The following is a 16,111-nucleotide window of genomic DNA, read 5'->3' as shown; positions in this document are numbered from 1 at the left end:
AAAAGCCGGGAATGGTGGAACATCCCCGGCCAAAATGATCAGTGTTTAGCCGAGACATATTCACACATTCAACTAAATCACTAACAAACAAATGTAATGAAATTTCAAGATCTAAATAGATCGGGGCATTCCGCCTGCAATAACATCTCAGTCATTCGCATCGTGAAACTTACTGTATTTTTTATGACTGCCTTCCTTATCCAGGTTAGCGCCGCCGGATTTGCACAGAAGGTCACTTTCGTCAAACAAAACGCTTCTTTCAAAGAATTGTTTACAGAAATTCGAAAACAGACAGGGTATAATGTTTTTTGGCAAGACAGCAAAGTAAATGAGCAGCAAAAACTCAATGTGAATTATAAAGGAGAAACACTGCAAAAAGTACTTGACCAAACACTCATACCCCATGCGCTTACTTATACCATTGTGAACAAAACGGTAGTGATAAAGCCGCAGGAGAAAACCTTGCTCCAAAAGGTAGTGAGCTTATTGAGCAACATTGATGCTAATGGCAAAGTGCTAGATGCCGAGACGGGTTTACCTCTAACAAACGTGAATGTGACACTTAAAGGCACCACGCGCCGGGTTTTTACTAATGAGAAAGGTACATTCCTTTTCAAAGACATAAAGGATAACGATGTGCTGGTTTTCTCTTACATAGGCTATGCTAATATTGAAAAGACTGCATCTGAAACTATGGTGGTCCAGCTGTCGCCTAAGCCGCAAAATCTGGAGGACGTAGTGGTATCTACCGGTTATCAGCAAGTACGCAAAGGAGCTACAACCGGCTCATACAGCGTATTAACGGATAAAGATATTGAGGCTACCCCAAGCGTAAACCTGTTGGAACGTATGGTAGGTAAAGTGCCCGGTGTGCGTTTCGATGTGCGTAACAATACTATTCAGATGCGCAGCACAAATAGCTTATCAAGTGGTAACACTCCGCCTTTGATAGTGATCGATGGTTTTCCGGCGGCGAATCAAAACCTGGTGACTATCAGCACAGGATTTGCTGATAACAGCGCTAACCCTAATAGACCCAACAGTCCAACAACGGTTACAAAGCCCAATACATCGGTTAATGCTGTAATGAACACCATCAACCCGAACGATATCGAGAGCATTACATTTTTGAAAGATGCGGCGGCTGCATCTATCTGGGGCGCTTCTGCGGCCAACGGCGTTATTGTAATTACTACCAAAAGAGGCCAGCGTTCGGCGCCAACCATCAACTACAACACTACGTTAAGTACTTCGGCTACTGCAAACTTTTCGAATGCAAAAGCCATGACAAATGCCGAGTATATTGACTTGGAACAGGAAATGTTCGACAAGAACTTTTTTACCGACCCCAATTCAAATAGGAGGGCTGGCCCCGTAACCGAAGCGCAGGAATGGATGTTTAGGGTAAAAAGAGGTACCGCCACTGTTGCTCAACGCGACTCAGCACTAAACGTGTTAGGCAACCGCTCAAACCGCGACCAACTGCGCGAATATCTGCTGCAACGTGCAACAACCCAGCAGCACAACCTGTCAATATCTGGCGGCGGTATCAATAGCAGCTATTATTTATCAGCTAACTATTCAAAGGACGTTCCTGTTTATCGCAGTAATTACGGCCAAACGTACTCGCTTACCTCTAACTTAAACAATGATTTCCTGAACCGTCACATCATGGTGGCTACCAACATTAACTATGTAAATTCAAAAAGCCAGATAAACGGAGCTGCAAGTCAGGCCCTAAGTACAGGTTCTAGGGGTTTTGCGCCTTATGAAATGCTGGTTAATGCCAACGGGAATGCGATCAGCAAACCAATTGCCTATAACCAGCGCACAGCTGATAGTTTACAACGCATAGGTTACCTGCCATTTGGTTATAACGCTATAGATGAGCTGAATTATAACAACACCATCTTATCCAAAAATTCGCTGCGCTTAGGCACTTCCATTAAGGGCATAATTACCTCATGGCTGACGTTAAGTGTTCAAGGGCAGTTCCAAAAGGTATTAACGAATGAATACTATCTGCAAAATCAAAACAGTTATGATACACGCTTGCTAATTAACAATGGTACTACTTATACAGGCGCCATTGCAACATATGGTGTACCTAAAGGCGGTATTTACAAAACAACCAATGGCACTTACGATGATTACAGCGTTCGCGGTCAGCTAAATATTAACAAAAGCTGGAAAGATCACCACATTGATTTTTTAGGTGGTACCGAGATCAGGCAGTATAAATATAATGGTGGTCAGCAAACCCGCTATGGATACAATGAAGAAACATCAACCTCGGTAGCGGTTAACCCAACCGTTTCTTATGCTACCCTTTTTGGCGGCTCATCAAGTCTCGGCTATTCTGACGGTACCCTTTTTAAAGACACCAAACGCTATCTTTCCTATTTTGGTTTAGCTACCTACTCTTTCCAAAACAAGTATTACGCCAGCGGTAGTATTCGTTTTGATGATTACACTAACCAGGGCCTTGACCGTCGGCAACGTGCTATTCCACTGTACTCGGCAGGCTTACGCTGGAATGCCAAACGTGAAGATTTTTTGAAAGATGTGAGCTGGATAAGCAGCCTTAACGTGCGTGCTACTCTAGGTACAGGTGGTTCTATTCCAAACACAGGCAACTCTTATGCAGTTGTAAGTCTTGGTTCAAACGATTCTTATACCGGTCAGCCAACTGCCTCTATTGTAGTGCCGGCCAACAGCCAGCTTACCTGGGAAACTTCTCGCACTATCAATGAAGGGATTGATGTTGGTTTTTTTAATGATAGGTTGTCATTATCAGCAGATGTTTATCAGAAACGCAACTATAATTTGCTGGTTAATCTACCTTATAATGCTACCTACGGTTATACTTCATTACAGTATAATGCGGGTAATGCTAAAGGCCGCGGCGTAGAATTCATGGTTACCGGCGTGCCTGTTGCTACGAAAGATTGGAACTGGAATTCATCGTTCAACTTCTCCTACGCCACCAATACGATTACCGATCAGCGCTTGAAAAGTACTTTCGGCATAGCTGGTTTAAGTCAGGTTACTGATGGTTATCCCAGCGATAACATTTTTGTATATCGTTGGGCCGGGTTGGACAATAAAGGCCTGTCGCGCATTTATGGTGCTGATGGGGCCATTTTAAACGTTAACGGTTCGCGCAGCGTAACCAACGCCGACCTGATTTATGGCGGACGTACAACTCCGCCTTACTTTGGCGGCTGGACTAATACCGTGCGTTATCAAAATCTTACCCTTATCGTGAGGGCCAGCTACAGCCTTGGTTATAAGTTCCTGATGAAAGATATTAATGCCGAATCGTTCCCAACCGGCACCAGCTACTCTGGGCTTGTTGCCAACAGCGCCCGTTTGGTAAACCGTTGGCGTAACCCAGGTGATGAAGCTAACACTAACATTCCCGGCTTAGGTAACAACACCTTTAACAACGTGCCCTGGTTTGTTAATTCAGATTATAATTTGAGAGATGCCGGCAATGTACGCTTGCAACAGCTGTCCCTTAACTATAACCTGCCACAGACAATACTTCGTAAGGCACCTTTTCTTAAAGCAGTTAATGTGGGCTTCTCGGTTACTAACCTGGGTCTTATCTGGCGGGCCAATAAAGATGGTGTAGATCCGGATTACCAGGTAACCGGCCAGTATACCAACCTGCCGCCAAGTGCAACCTACCTGTTCAATCTCAATGTTTCACTCTAACGCTAATCATTATCATGAATAAAGTTAATTTATTGATTTTAAGCTGCCTGTTGCTTTGTGCCAGCGCCTGCCGTAAATATGTGGAAATTCCGCCCGAGTCGGTAAGGGCCTTAAAATACACATCTGATTATCAAGCGCTATTAAATGCAGGCTTAACCATTGAGCCTGGTTACTACTATCCCGTTTTAATGGCCGATGATTATGGCGTTGAAGACAATACCTGGTACACTCGCCTAACCCCAAGTGCCGCTGCAAATGCCTATATCTGGGCCGATAAAATATATACCTCTACAGAAGAAGATATTGACTGGAGCAATCTGTATAAAAGCATCAATATTTTTAATACGGTTGTGGCCGGCGTTATGACTAGCGAACAAGGTACCGACGATCAAAAGAAAGCCATTGAGGCCTGGGCCATGGTGCATCGTGCTTATGCCTATTTTACGCTGGTAAACATGTACGGCAAGCAATATGATGCGGCTACTTCTGCCTCAGATCCGGGTGTGCCGTTACTACTAACGCCCAACCTGTTTGCTGACCTTACCCGTGCATCGGTAAAACAGGTGTATGATCAGGTTAGAGCAGATTTGATGAATGCGTTGCCCTACCTGCCTGATGTGCCAATTTATAATGTCAACCCATCAAAAATGGCGGTTTATGCGCTAATGGCCCGCCTATGCCTTAACACACGCGAGTTTGCCGAAGCTGAGCGTTATGCTAACCTTGCGCTTTCATTAAAAAACGGCTTGCTGGACCTGAATAATTACCTAGCAGCAAACCCAGTGTTGCCACTTAAACTGGCCAACCCCGAAGAGATGTTTTTTAAACGTACTAGTCAGTTCATTACTAACCTTCCGCTTAACCCTAATTCTGTAAGCTTATACGATCCTAAAGACCTGCGCTATGTGGTTTTCACTAGAGACGCTGCTTTAATAGGCGGAACGAACTTTACAGTAGGGAGGGGGCTATTCCGTCAGCGTTTACTTTCCGACGGGCTTTATATTGGCCCGAGCGTGCCCGAAATGCTGTTGATTAAAGCTGAGTGCGAAGCGCGTGCCGGCAACACCGCCAATGCAATGGATGCCGTGAATACGCTGCGTAAAAAGCGCTTTAAGCCTGCCGAATATTATGACCTGGCTGCTGCTAACGCCAACGCCGCTTTACATGTGGTAATTGATGAGCGTCAGCGCGAATTTATGGGCCGCGGTTACCGCTGGTTTGATCAGCGCCGTTTGAGTAAAGATGCTGGTTTTATTTCAACTGTTACCCGCAAATTTAAAGATGCCACCTATACACTTGAGCCTGGTAGTAACCGGTATACCTTCCCAATTGCCGAAAAGTATATTTTATTAAACCCTGAAATTACACAGAATCCGAGATAACAAACTACAATGAATTTTAACAAAAACATGCTTCTCGTGGCATTTGCAACTGGCACGGTATTACTTGCGCCGGCTTGTAGATTGCTGCATAAAAAGAAGGCGGCGCCCGTACGCCCGCTAACAGCTGTAGATGCAGCGCAAAGACGGGCTGATAGTCTGAAAAGAGCAACGGCCCTAAAACCTTATGCAACTATAGTAACTAAGGGCACCAAAACAAACCGAGGATTTATAACTGTACATAAAACCGATGCAAAATATTATTTTGAAGTTCCTAAGAATATATTAGGCCGGGAAATTCTTACTGTAAGCCGCATTTCCAAAGCATCATCAGACATGCGAAATGGAAGTATGGGCTACGCAGGTGATCAAATTGGCGAAAGTGTTTATACTTTTGAAAAAGGGCCAGACAATAAACTGTTTATGCGCCGCCAGTCATTCAGGGAATACGCAAAGGATAGTACGTCTAGTATGTACGCAAGCGTAGTAAAGAATAATGTGAGTACCATTATGGCAGCTTTTCCAGTGGTTTCATATACGCCCGATTCAACAGCTATGGTGGTAGATGTTACCGAGTTTTTAAATACGGATAATGACGTAATTTATTTCCAAAGAAAAGAATTCAAAGATAAAGCTGGTATGGGCGGGCAGCAAAACGACAAAAGCTATGTCGATTACATCCACACCTTCCCAACCAATGTTGAAATCCATACGGTTAAAACCTATGCCGCCGGGATGAATCCAACCAATTCAAGTTACACGGTAGAGTTAAATACCTCGCTGGTATTACTCCCCATTAAAGCTATGCGCCCCAGGCTGCAGGATGAGCGGGTAGGATATTTTACCACGTCTTTCAGAGACTTTGACGTAAAGCCACAAGGTGTAGGCACTACCACTTATATTAAAAGATGGCGTTTAAATCCGAAGCCAGGCGACGAAGAAAAATATAAGCGGGGCGAACTGGTTGAGCCTGAAAAACCTATTGTGTTTTACATAGACCCGGTAACACCACGCAAATGGATACCTTATTTAATGCAAGGCGTTAACGACTGGCAAAAGGCCTTTGAAGCAGCCGGTTTTAAAAATGCAGTGATAGCTAAAGAAGCACCCACCAAGGCACAAGATAGCACCTGGAGCATTGATGATGCCAATCACTCGGCAATCATTTACCGGCCATCTGTTGTAGCCAATGCAATGGGTCCAAGCATTTCAGACCCACGTAGCGGCGAAATTATCGAAAGTCACATTTTCTGGTATCACAATGTAATGTCGCTTTTACAGCAGTGGTACAGATTACAGACCGGCGCTGTTGATGCACGTGTGCGCAAGCCCGAATTGGATGATAAGCTGATGGGGTCACTTATCCGCTTCGTTTCATCGCACGAAGTTGGCCATACGCTGGGGTTATTACACAATTTCGGTTCCAGTTCAACTGTACCGGTCGAGAACTTACGTAACAAAGCATGGGTGGAGGCACACGGTCATACCCCATCAATCATGGATTATGCACGGTTTAATTATGTGGCCCAACCCGAAGATAATATTGGTGAAAAGGGTTTGTTCCCACGCATAGGCGACTATGACAGATGGGCTATTAAATTTGGCTATACCTGGCGTCCCGAATTCGCTAATGAGGCAGAAGAACATAAAAGCATGGTTAAGGTGGTAACCGACTCGTTGGCTAAAAATCATCGCTTATGGTTTGGTAACGAGATGGAACCATTTGACCCCCGTTCACAAAACGAGGACCTAGGCAACAATTCGGTATTAGCAAGCGAATATGGTATTAAGAACCTTAAACGCATTGTGCCCCAGTTAAAACAATGGCTCAATAAACCGGAAGAAGACCAGGAAAATCTCCTTGAAGGATATAACGGCGTATGGGGGCAATTGTCGATGTACATCGGTCATGTGATAAAGAACGTGGGCGGCACTTACCATACCGTGCGTTTAAATGGCGAACATTTGCCAAGCTACGAACCGGTACCTTACAATCGTCAAAAACAAGCTGTAGCTTTTTTGAACAGACAGGTGTTTAACACACCTACGTGGCTTAATACTCCTGATCTGCAGTCATCTTTTGCTTTAAGCTTTCCGTTAGAGTTGAGCCGTTTGCAAGAGAATGCACTGAATTCGCTGATTACACGTATGCGGTTAAGTCATATGTACACCGACCAACTGGAAAGCAAAGTTAAAGTTTACACTTTAAATAACTTGCTGACAGATCTTCGTCAAGGTATATTTAAAGAGGTGTATGCTGGTGGAAATGTTGATGTTTACCGCCGTACTGTGCAAAAGCTGTACATATATCGGTTAACCGAACAGGCGTTTCTTGCAAATGAGATGAGCACCATTTTTATGGGAAACACGTATCATTTCACGATAACTGATATTAATGCTATGCTAAAAGCCGAGTTGCAGCAATTGCAATCCTTGTTTAGGCAAAGGTCAAAAGCAACAAAACTTAACCAACTGACGCGTTTGCATTTACAGGAAATGGATGCAATGATCACTAAGAAGTTTGCTGCCGATAGGACAGGCCTTGTAAAATAACAAATGACTTAATTAAAAAGCTACCTTATTTATAACAAGGTAGCTTTTTTCATGTAGTGTTAGCGAGGGGCAATCTATTCAATGCAGATTAGCGCTTGTATCCATATTATAACTTTGCCCCATTTTTAACTCATTCCCTTTTTAATTGGAAATCATTTCAGCAAGGCAGCTAAAATAAATTATGCAATAACAAAAAAGGAGGCGAAAGCCTCCTTTTTTGTTATTGTTTCTTTTTTCGTGGGTTTGGTCCCGCTTTTTCTTCCATATTTTTTAGGGTTTTCTCCTTAAACTCATTTAAGGCGTCAGCTAAATCCTGCATTTCCGGATCAAGTCCAGGTGCAAATTCTTCTGGTCTTTCTGGTGCCACCGGTATATCGTAAGAGTTGTCGGGTTCTTTTTTAGTAACCAGTTCTGTGCCATCGTTAGCAGGCGCACTGCCACTAAATATTTTCTCCATCTCCGAAGAATCTAAACGGAAGTGGTATTGCTCACGGTGTAATCCTGCATCCAATAGTTTTTTTACTTCCGGGTACTGAGACGAGTCAAATTTTGGAACTGGTAATACCTTAGCCCAATCTACACCCAGTGTTTCTAGCGCTTTAGCGAAAGCCATTTGGTGTGCCTCGTCACGAACGATCAGGAACGAGACGGTTGCACGTAGTGTTTTGTTTGAAGACATCTGGTAGATGCGGGATTTTTGCAAACGACCCGTAGCCTCTAATACCAGGTTGTCCATCAGGTCGAGCACTAGGTTGCCGTGGTTATGTACATAAGATCCGCTCCATGGATTGCCGGCAGCATCAACAGGTAATGCCCCTTGTGCACCATGAATAAAGTGATGCGGGTTTTTAGCAAGTTTACCGATATCAAGCGTTGCTTCGCCACCTTTACCCGGGGTGTCAAATTTGTCTCCATTGTAACCCGGTGCACCGTCAAGCAGTTGAGCGATGGTTTTAGAAATCAGCTCTACGTGGCTAATCTCTTCAATGCCTATACCCTGAATAAGATCGAGGTAAGGAATGCCGTCGCCCCTAAAGTTGAAACTTTGAAACAGAAACTGCATCATGGTACGCATTTCACCAAACTGCCCGCCTAGGCCCTCTTGTAAAGCATTAGCAGCGGCCGGATCTGGTTCGTCGGCAACGATAGGGTTGATTAATTTTTGAAGGTGGTAAAACATATAATAATAGCTAAGTTAAATGATCAATACGTTGTCGAAGTTTTAATATTAACCAGAAATTAATAATATTGTTTGTTTTATAATATAGTTTTAAGATATATAAAAAAATTATCCTTTGTATTAAACTGGGTTGTTTCGTAGTTATACATTCCGGCCTCTGGTTTAGGTTATATTTTGCATTCCGGCCTAAATGATTTCACTTCATAATATAATTTACTGTGCGGAAGTTGGAGTGGTTAAACAATTTCCTTTTGTTTGCTGGCTTACGTAAATATTGTCGATATTTACGTTTTAAACCAATTATAAACTTTTCTTGCTACGGTGTTGTAATGCTTAAACGGATAGCAATCTGCTCTAATGCCTTAGTTTTACTTATTGCGATAGGTGCGCTGTTTTTTAGCGCACAGGCGCAGCCGCATTATAATTTAAAGCATTACTCTACAGAAGAGGGCCTGTCACATGACAGGGTATCCTGCATTATGAAGGACCGCCAAGGATTTATGTGGTTTGGCACATGGGATGGCATTAACCGGTTTGACGGGCATAATTTTGTTACTTACAAGGGCAGGGCAGGAGATAGTTCAAACCTGGAAAATAATAAAATCAGAATTATAGTTGAAGATAAGCAGGGCTACCTTTGGGTGAAAACTTTCGATAACAAAATTTACCGCTTTGATAAAAAGACCGAAGGCTTTTTATCAATTCCGGAGCGCGGGTCGCCTGCATACCTGGGTAAGTTATTGGTTGATCGCATCGTACCTGTTTCAAATGGAGACACCTGGCTGTTAACTGCAAGGCAAGGTGTGCTTTGTGCGTTTGCAAAGAAGCATGGACACGGTATGCCCCTGGTTAAATCGTATCATCAAAAAGCTATCGGCCAGTTTAAAATCCCAAGTAACCGCGTAGCTTTTTTTTATGAAGACAAAAATCACTTGATTTGGCTAGGCACCTCCAAGGGTGTAATTTGCCTGAGTAAAACAACCGCCGGCGAATACCAAAAAGTAAACTTAGTTAATAAACAGGGCATGCTGGGTAGTCAGTATGCGTTCACCTGCATAAGGTTTTATGAAAATGAGATATATTTTGGTACAACACAAGGCGTGGTGCTGGTTTATGACATTAAAACCAAGTCGGTAAAAACGTTACGCATAGTATCGGGCACGCCCATAAACGATATTTTGGTTAGTAAGAATAAACTTTACCTAACCACTAGTGGCAGGGGCCTGATTGAGTATAACCTAACTGAACAAAGTCTTAGCTATCATGTACCCGGCTTTGCCACGCTACGCAAAATTTATAAGGATAAAACAGGGCTGTTATGGCTTGAACCGGGCAACGGTGTAGTTAAATTCGACCCACAGCATGCCACGTTTAAGTGGTTCACGCAAAAAAAGGATGCTGAAGCATTAACTATTCATACTACTTACCAGGTGTTTGAAGATGCTTACAACATGTTGTGGGTTTGTATGGCCGGAGGTGGATTTGGTTACTATGATCAACGAGCTGACGAGGTCAAGTATTTTCATGACGAACCGGGCAAGCCAGATCAGCAATTTTCAAACGTAGTAACTGCACTATACCAAGATCCAGCTGGCATCATGTGGTTTAGCGGATATGATAGGGGAATAAACAAGCTTATTTTACAACCCCACGTTTTTAAGCACAACGTGATGTACCCTAATGCCACAGCCAAAACAGAAAATGAGGTGAGGGCACTGTGCGAAGACCATACTGGCCGGTTATGGGTAGGTACTAAAGCAGGGGAGGTAATTTTATATAAAAACGGCGTGAGGCAAGGCAATCCCTTTGTTAACCTGCAGCCAAAAGCCATCGGCAAAGTATATACAATTTTTGAAAGCCGGAACCATACCATATGGCTTGGCACAAAAGGAAGTGGTTTGATTGAAGCGCATCCATTACCAAACGACTCCTTGCATTATGAAACAACCCGGTATGTTGCTGATAAAAATACCCCCAATAGCATAAGCAGTAACACCATTTATACAGTGTATGAAGATAAGAACGGGCGCATTTGGGTGGGTACGTTTGGCGGTGGTTTAAACCTGCTTCAGCGGGCAGGCAGCAAAACCCTTTTTAAAAATGCCAATAATGCCTTCAAAAATTATTCGGCTGCCAGGGCAAATGGTATAAGGCATATCCAGGAAGACATTAAGGGAAATATCTGGATTGCAACCACCAACGGATTGGTGATATTTAATCCGAATAACGGTATAAATTATTTTCGTTTTCGGAGGTATACAAAGGTTCGGGGAGATGAGAACTCCTTAGGCGGCAATGACGTGCAATTTATTCACCGCGATAGAGCAGGCACAATGTGGCTCGGCACTTTCGGCGGCGGTCTGCAAAAAGCAATCACCAACTTTAGCACAAGCCAAAAGGTTAAATTTAAAGTTTATACCACAGCTAACGGCCTACCCAATGATATCATACTCAGTATGAGCAGCGACAATAAGCAACGGCTTTGGATTGCAACCGAAAACGGTTTATCGGAATTTAACCCGGCTACCGAAACTTTTAAAAACTATAACAGTGATGATGGTTTGCCCAAAACTCAATTTTCAGAGTCGGCTTTTATAAAGTCGAAGTCGGGAGATCTTTATCTGGGGTGTATAAGTGGGTATATTAACTTCAACCCAATGGCTGTTGGAACCATAAAACAAAGTGCAAACATTGCATTGACCAGGTTTCAGGTTTTTAATAAGGATATTTTGCCGGGCGCGCCCGATTCTATCTTGAGATATGCGATTGACCAGACCAACGATATTCGGTTAGCTTATAACCAAAATTTGATAAGTATAAATTATACTGTACTTAATTATAAAACTGCGCACAAAGTATGGTACGCCTACAAACTTGAAGGATACGATAAACAATGGAACCTGGTGAAAAATGCACGCCAGGCAACTTACACCAACTTGCCGCCCGGTAAGTATGTTTTTAGAGTGAAGAGTGTTAGTGGCTACTTATTTAACAACACCCCTCAAAAAAGCGTAGCTATCAACATATTGCCACCACCCTGGAAAACGTGGTGGGCTTACTGCATTTACCTAATAATTGGAGCGGCATTAATGGAAACCGCACGGCGAATCATCCTAACCATGGTGAAATTGCGTAACCGTATAGTAGTAGAGCAAAAGGTTGCCGAATTAAAGCTGGGCTTTTTTACCAATATATCGCACGAACTGCGTACACCATTAACACTCATCGTAAATCCCCTTAAGGCAATTGCCCATCAGGAGACCTTAACAGCAAAAGGTAGAGAGCATATTAATTTGGCTACCAAAAATGCCGATCGTATGGTTAGGTTTATTAACCAGCTTCTTGATTTCAGAAAGCTACAAAGCGGTAAAATCCGTTTAAAAATTGCTGAGACAGATGTTGTAGCCCTGGTTAAAAATACAACTACCTATTTTACAGAACTTGCACATGAAAAAGGCATAAGCTTCAATTTTCAAACGCATGCGCCGTTTTATTACACCTGGGTTGATGAAGATAAGATAGACATAGTTATTTATAATTTACTGGCCAACGCATTCAAATACACGCCGGAGGGTAAAGCTATCAACGTACTTCTGGAGCCCGATATTCATACAGGCCATTTATGTATTAAGATAATTGATGAAGGCACGGGCGTGCCTGAAGATAAGCTTAAGCAAATTTTTGAGCTTTACTACGAAGCGGCTAATAATTTAGGCCAGCCAACTAAAGGAACGGGAATAGGTTTGGCCTTTTCCAAAGAGCTTATCAGCGGCCACCATGGAACAATAAGTGCGGCTAACAATCCCGCCGGGGGCATGACATTTACCGTGAGATTGAAATCGGGCAAAGCTCATTTTGCTGATGATGATGTTGACTTTGTTACACCGCTTGCACCGGCACCAAACAACTTGGTTAGTGAACCTGACACCACAATGTTAAGTGGCGGTGAAACGGTAGTTCAGAATGAGACACATCCTTTGGTCTTAATAGTTGAAGATAATACGGAGTTGCGTAAGTTTTTGGCAGATCAGTTAGGCCGTTATTACCGCGTAGCGACCGCCGCCGACGGCGTAATTGGCTTACAGAAAGCCACAGAACTCATTCCGGAATTAATTATAAGTGATGTAATGATGCCTAATATGGATGGCATTGCTATGTTGGATGCTATTAAACACAATATGATTACCAGCCATATACCGGTGGTGCTGCTTACGGCAAAATCGTCGGTAGAGCATCAGATCGAAGGGATGCGTTATGGCGCTGATTTTTATGTTACTAAACCTTTTAACACTGAATACCTGTTGGTACTGGTTGAAAACTTGATTAAACAACGTAAGCAGCTTGTTGATGGTTTATTAGGCAGCAAAAACCTTATTCAACTCTCGCCCGGCGAAATATTGATCACCTCGAAAGATGAACAGTTGTTGAAACAAGTTATTGAAACGGTTGAAAAAGGCATGGCAGACCCTGAATTCAATATTGATGATGTAGCCCGAACTGTTGGCTTAGGAAGAACCACTTTTTACAAAAAAATGAAAAGCTTTACCGGCTTGGCTCCGGTTGAGTTTGTAAAAGAGATGCGTTTAAAACGCAGTAAGCAACTCATCGATTCTGGTGAGTATACTATGGCCGAAATAGCTTATCAGGTGGGCTTCAGCAGCTCAGGATATTTTAGCACTTGCTTTAAAGAAAAGTATAATCAATCTCCATCGCAGTATTTAAAGTCTATCAAACAACTGCATTGATAACAGAGCGAACAAGAGGGCTAAATGCTCATTAAAAGTGCTTTTTAACGAATTTTAGAAGCATTTTGTCAATTTTTAAAACCTTTGGAACCTCCTCCATTAGTAGGTTTGCTTTACAATTATAACCAGCATATCTCCCGGTTTATTAAAAGTTCAGGGTTTATAGGCGTCAAAGCCTATGTCTGACCTTTAGTTGCCCTCCGGGAATAAATGCTCATTTTTTTTAGTATTCATGGAAAGCTGTCTGCCTTACAAAGGGTTGGCAATTCACTATTAATGCATTTATATGAGGAGAATTTTACAAAGTGCATCTGTTTTTATATTAAGCCTTGTTATTTTAACGGGTTGCAGTAAAAAGGAGTTCAACGAGCGGTACGATCGTCCGGAAACCCTGGCCGATCCTATTTACCAGCAGCTGCAGCAGCGCGGAAATTTTACCAGCTTACTGGTTTGTATTGAAAAAGCTGGATATAAGGACATTCTAAGTAAAGCCGGGTTTTGGACAATGTTTGCTCCAAATGATGCCGCTTTCGCTGCGTACTTTAAAGAGAAAGGTATTAGCAGCGCGGCTGATATTGATGCGGCAACTGCCCAAAAGATAGTGAAGTACGCCCTTGTGTTTAACGCTTTTAAAACAGACCGCTTACCTGATTTTCAATCAAGTGCGGGCTGGATGCCTAATACAGCATTCAAACGTCGCACGGCCTATTATGATGGTCCGCAGCCCATAAATTACAACGGTAAAGATATTTTGTATTTAAACTCTAACCGCAATAACCGTGGTAGCACAACCTACTTTAGCGTAACCGATAATAACAACAAGTACGTACCTTACTTACTTGACCGGTTCCTGGCACCCAAAAATCTTACCTCTGCCGATTACAATTACTTCTATAATCAGAACCCTTACATCGGCTTCAACGTAGCCGATGCGCAAGTGGTAAATAGCAACATTATTGCCGAGAATGGAGTAATTCATGAAATTAACCGGGTCATATTGCCCTTGCCTAATATTGATCAGTACCTTGCTGCCACTCCACAGTACAGCAAGTTCAAATCGCTGTTTGATAGTTATATGGTGTCATACCTGATTAGTGAGGCTGCAACGGCAAAAAATCTGGAAAATACCGGTAAACAACAGGACATATACATCAAAACGTATGATGCTGGACTGGCCTACTCACCGAATAACGAAAATTATCTTAAACTGGATGATAACGACGGTCAAATGGAAGGCTACTCCATGTTTGCACCTACCAATGATGCATTGGATGCCTATATAAAAAATGTGTTGCTTGAATATTATCCGTCACTTGACGCCTTACCGAAGGATATACTGTTCGACTTTTTAAACGCGCACATGTTTTTAACTACCGTGTGGCCGAGCAAGTTTGCTACAACAACAAACGGGCAGGGACAAGGCGCATTGTTTAATAGTGCTACCGACGTGGTTGATAAAAAGTTATTGAGTAACGGTGTATTTTATGGAACCAATAAAGTACAGAACGCCAACGTGTTCAGCACTGTTTTTGGCCGAGCTTATTTGAATCCCAATTACTCGTTGATGACCAGGGCCTTAACAGCCTCGCTCAAAACCAACATTATCAATACCAGTTTCAAGTACACACTTTTTCTAACTTCTGATGCCACCATACGTGCCTTAGGGTTCACTTATGATTTGGATGCTAATACCTGGCGTTATACACCGCCGGGTGGAGGTACAGCACTATCCGGCTCATCGGCGTTAGATAAACTGAACCGCATTATTAACACCCAGGTTGTACGTTCGGATGAGCAGAGTTTAGGTGGTAATGGCATTTTAGAAACTTACGGCGGCGAGTATATCAGGTATAGCAATAACACAGTTTACTCTGCGGGTACCCGCGATGCTGGTGTTACGTTAAATGTAACCGGAACGCGCAAAGCGGAAAATGGTACCGTATATTTTATTGATGGGCTATTATCAGAACCCAGCCTTTCGGTAGGTAAACACCTCGAAGCATTAGCTGCACCTGCTGGCTCCAACTACAAAAAGTTTGTAGATTATGTTAAAAACTCCACCATATATAACACTAGTAATGGTGAAATATTAGGTATTACTGCCGGTTCGTTCTATACAGTGTTGGCCCCAACCAATGCCGCCATAGATGCTGCTGTGGCACAGGGATACTTGCCTGCCTCTATAACACCCACCGATCAGCCGGGTAAGGATAAGGTAGCCAATTTTATCCGCTATCATATTATACAAAAAGCAACCATTGTACCCGACGGAAAAAAAGACGGCGGTTATTTAACGCTGTTACAGAGAAGCAACGGCGACCCCACATCGGTTACCGTTACCAATGTTGGCGTAAATAACATGCAGGTAAAGGACATGTTGGGTGGTTCGGCCAGCGTAGTGCCGGCAAGTAGTAATAACCTCTCAAACCGTACGGTTATACACCTTTTAAACACATTCCTGAAATTCAACGCCAATTAATAACTGGCAAACCTATAACCAATTACAATAGATATGCACCGGTTAATATGCCGGT

6 protein-coding genes are annotated in these 16,111 nt (G+C 42.9%); 5 read left to right on the top strand and 1 reads right to left on the bottom strand.

The genetic code is table 11. The annotated features are described in order from the left end of the window. Window positions 1-183 precede the first annotated feature (183 nt). From ABDD94_RS14395 to ABDD94_RS14385, 3 genes are read left to right on the top strand one after another with little or no spacing between them, the layout of a single operon-like run. Window positions 184-3,720 carry a SusC/RagA family TonB-linked outer membrane protein gene (locus tag ABDD94_RS14395; protein ID WP_345952821.1) on the top strand — a complete coding sequence of 1,179 codons (3,537 nt, stop codon included), beginning with the start codon at window positions 184-186 and terminating at the stop codon, window positions 3,718-3,720. A 14-nt stretch (window positions 3,721-3,734) separates the two neighbouring features. After that, on the top strand, window positions 3,735-5,102 hold the full coding sequence (locus tag ABDD94_RS14390; RefSeq protein WP_345952820.1) for a RagB/SusD family nutrient uptake outer membrane protein: 1,368 nt from the start codon (window positions 3,735-3,737) through the stop codon (window positions 5,100-5,102). Window positions 5,103-5,111: 9 nt separating this feature from the next. Continuing rightward, window positions 5,112-7,652 (top strand): zinc-dependent metalloprotease, encoded by a 2,541-nt coding sequence (locus ABDD94_RS14385; protein WP_345952819.1) that lies wholly within the window; start codon window positions 5,112-5,114, stop codon window positions 7,650-7,652. A 220-nt stretch (window positions 7,653-7,872) separates the two neighbouring features. On the opposite strand, the gene ABDD94_RS14380 is transcribed toward ABDD94_RS14385, so the two are convergent. Next, window positions 7,873-8,832 (bottom strand): manganese catalase family protein, encoded by a 960-nt coding sequence (locus ABDD94_RS14380; protein WP_345951390.1) that lies wholly within the window; start codon window positions 8,830-8,832, stop codon window positions 7,873-7,875. 329 nt (window positions 8,833-9,161) lie between these two features. On the opposite strand from ABDD94_RS14380, the gene ABDD94_RS14375 reads away from it, so the two are divergent. Both ABDD94_RS14375 and ABDD94_RS14370 read left to right on the top strand, forming a co-directional pair. After that, a complete protein-coding gene (locus ABDD94_RS14375; RefSeq protein WP_345952818.1) occupies window positions 9,162-13,577 on the top strand; it encodes a two-component regulator propeller domain-containing protein in 4,416 nt (1,471 codons plus the stop codon). Between the two features lie 286 nt (window positions 13,578-13,863). Further along, entirely contained in the window at window positions 13,864-16,056 is a 2,193-nt protein-coding gene (locus ABDD94_RS14370; RefSeq protein ID WP_345952817.1) for a fasciclin domain-containing protein, read from the top strand. Window positions 16,057-16,111: the final 55 nt, after the last annotated feature.

Source organism: Mucilaginibacter sp. PAMB04168, assembly GCF_039634365.2.
In the GTDB taxonomy this organism is placed as follows: domain Bacteria; phylum Bacteroidota; class Bacteroidia; order Sphingobacteriales; family Sphingobacteriaceae; genus Mucilaginibacter.
Note: the sequence above shows the minus strand (reverse complement) of the source record. Positions and strands in the feature narration are given on the sequence as shown.

What these genes read in the sequence shown, in the direction of transcription:
- ABDD94_RS14395 (WP_345952821.1), top strand. Translation starts at nt 184, where the DNA reads ATGACTGCCTTCCTTATCCAGGTTAGCGCCGCCGGATTTGCACAGAAG.
- ABDD94_RS14390 (WP_345952820.1), top strand. Translation starts at nt 3,735, where the DNA reads ATGAATAAAGTTAATTTATTGATTTTAAGCTGCCTGTTGCTTTGTGCC.
- ABDD94_RS14370 (WP_345952817.1), top strand. Translation starts at nt 13,864, where the DNA reads ATGAGGAGAATTTTACAAAGTGCATCTGTTTTTATATTAAGCCTTGTT.
- ABDD94_RS14385 (WP_345952819.1), top strand. Translation starts at nt 5,112, where the DNA reads ATGAATTTTAACAAAAACATGCTTCTCGTGGCATTTGCAACTGGCACG.
- ABDD94_RS14380 (WP_345951390.1), bottom strand. Translation starts at nt 8,832, where the DNA reads ATGTTTTACCACCTTCAAAAATTAATCAACCCTATCGTTGCCGACGAA.
- ABDD94_RS14375 (WP_345952818.1), top strand. Translation starts at nt 9,162, where the DNA reads ATGCTTAAACGGATAGCAATCTGCTCTAATGCCTTAGTTTTACTTATT.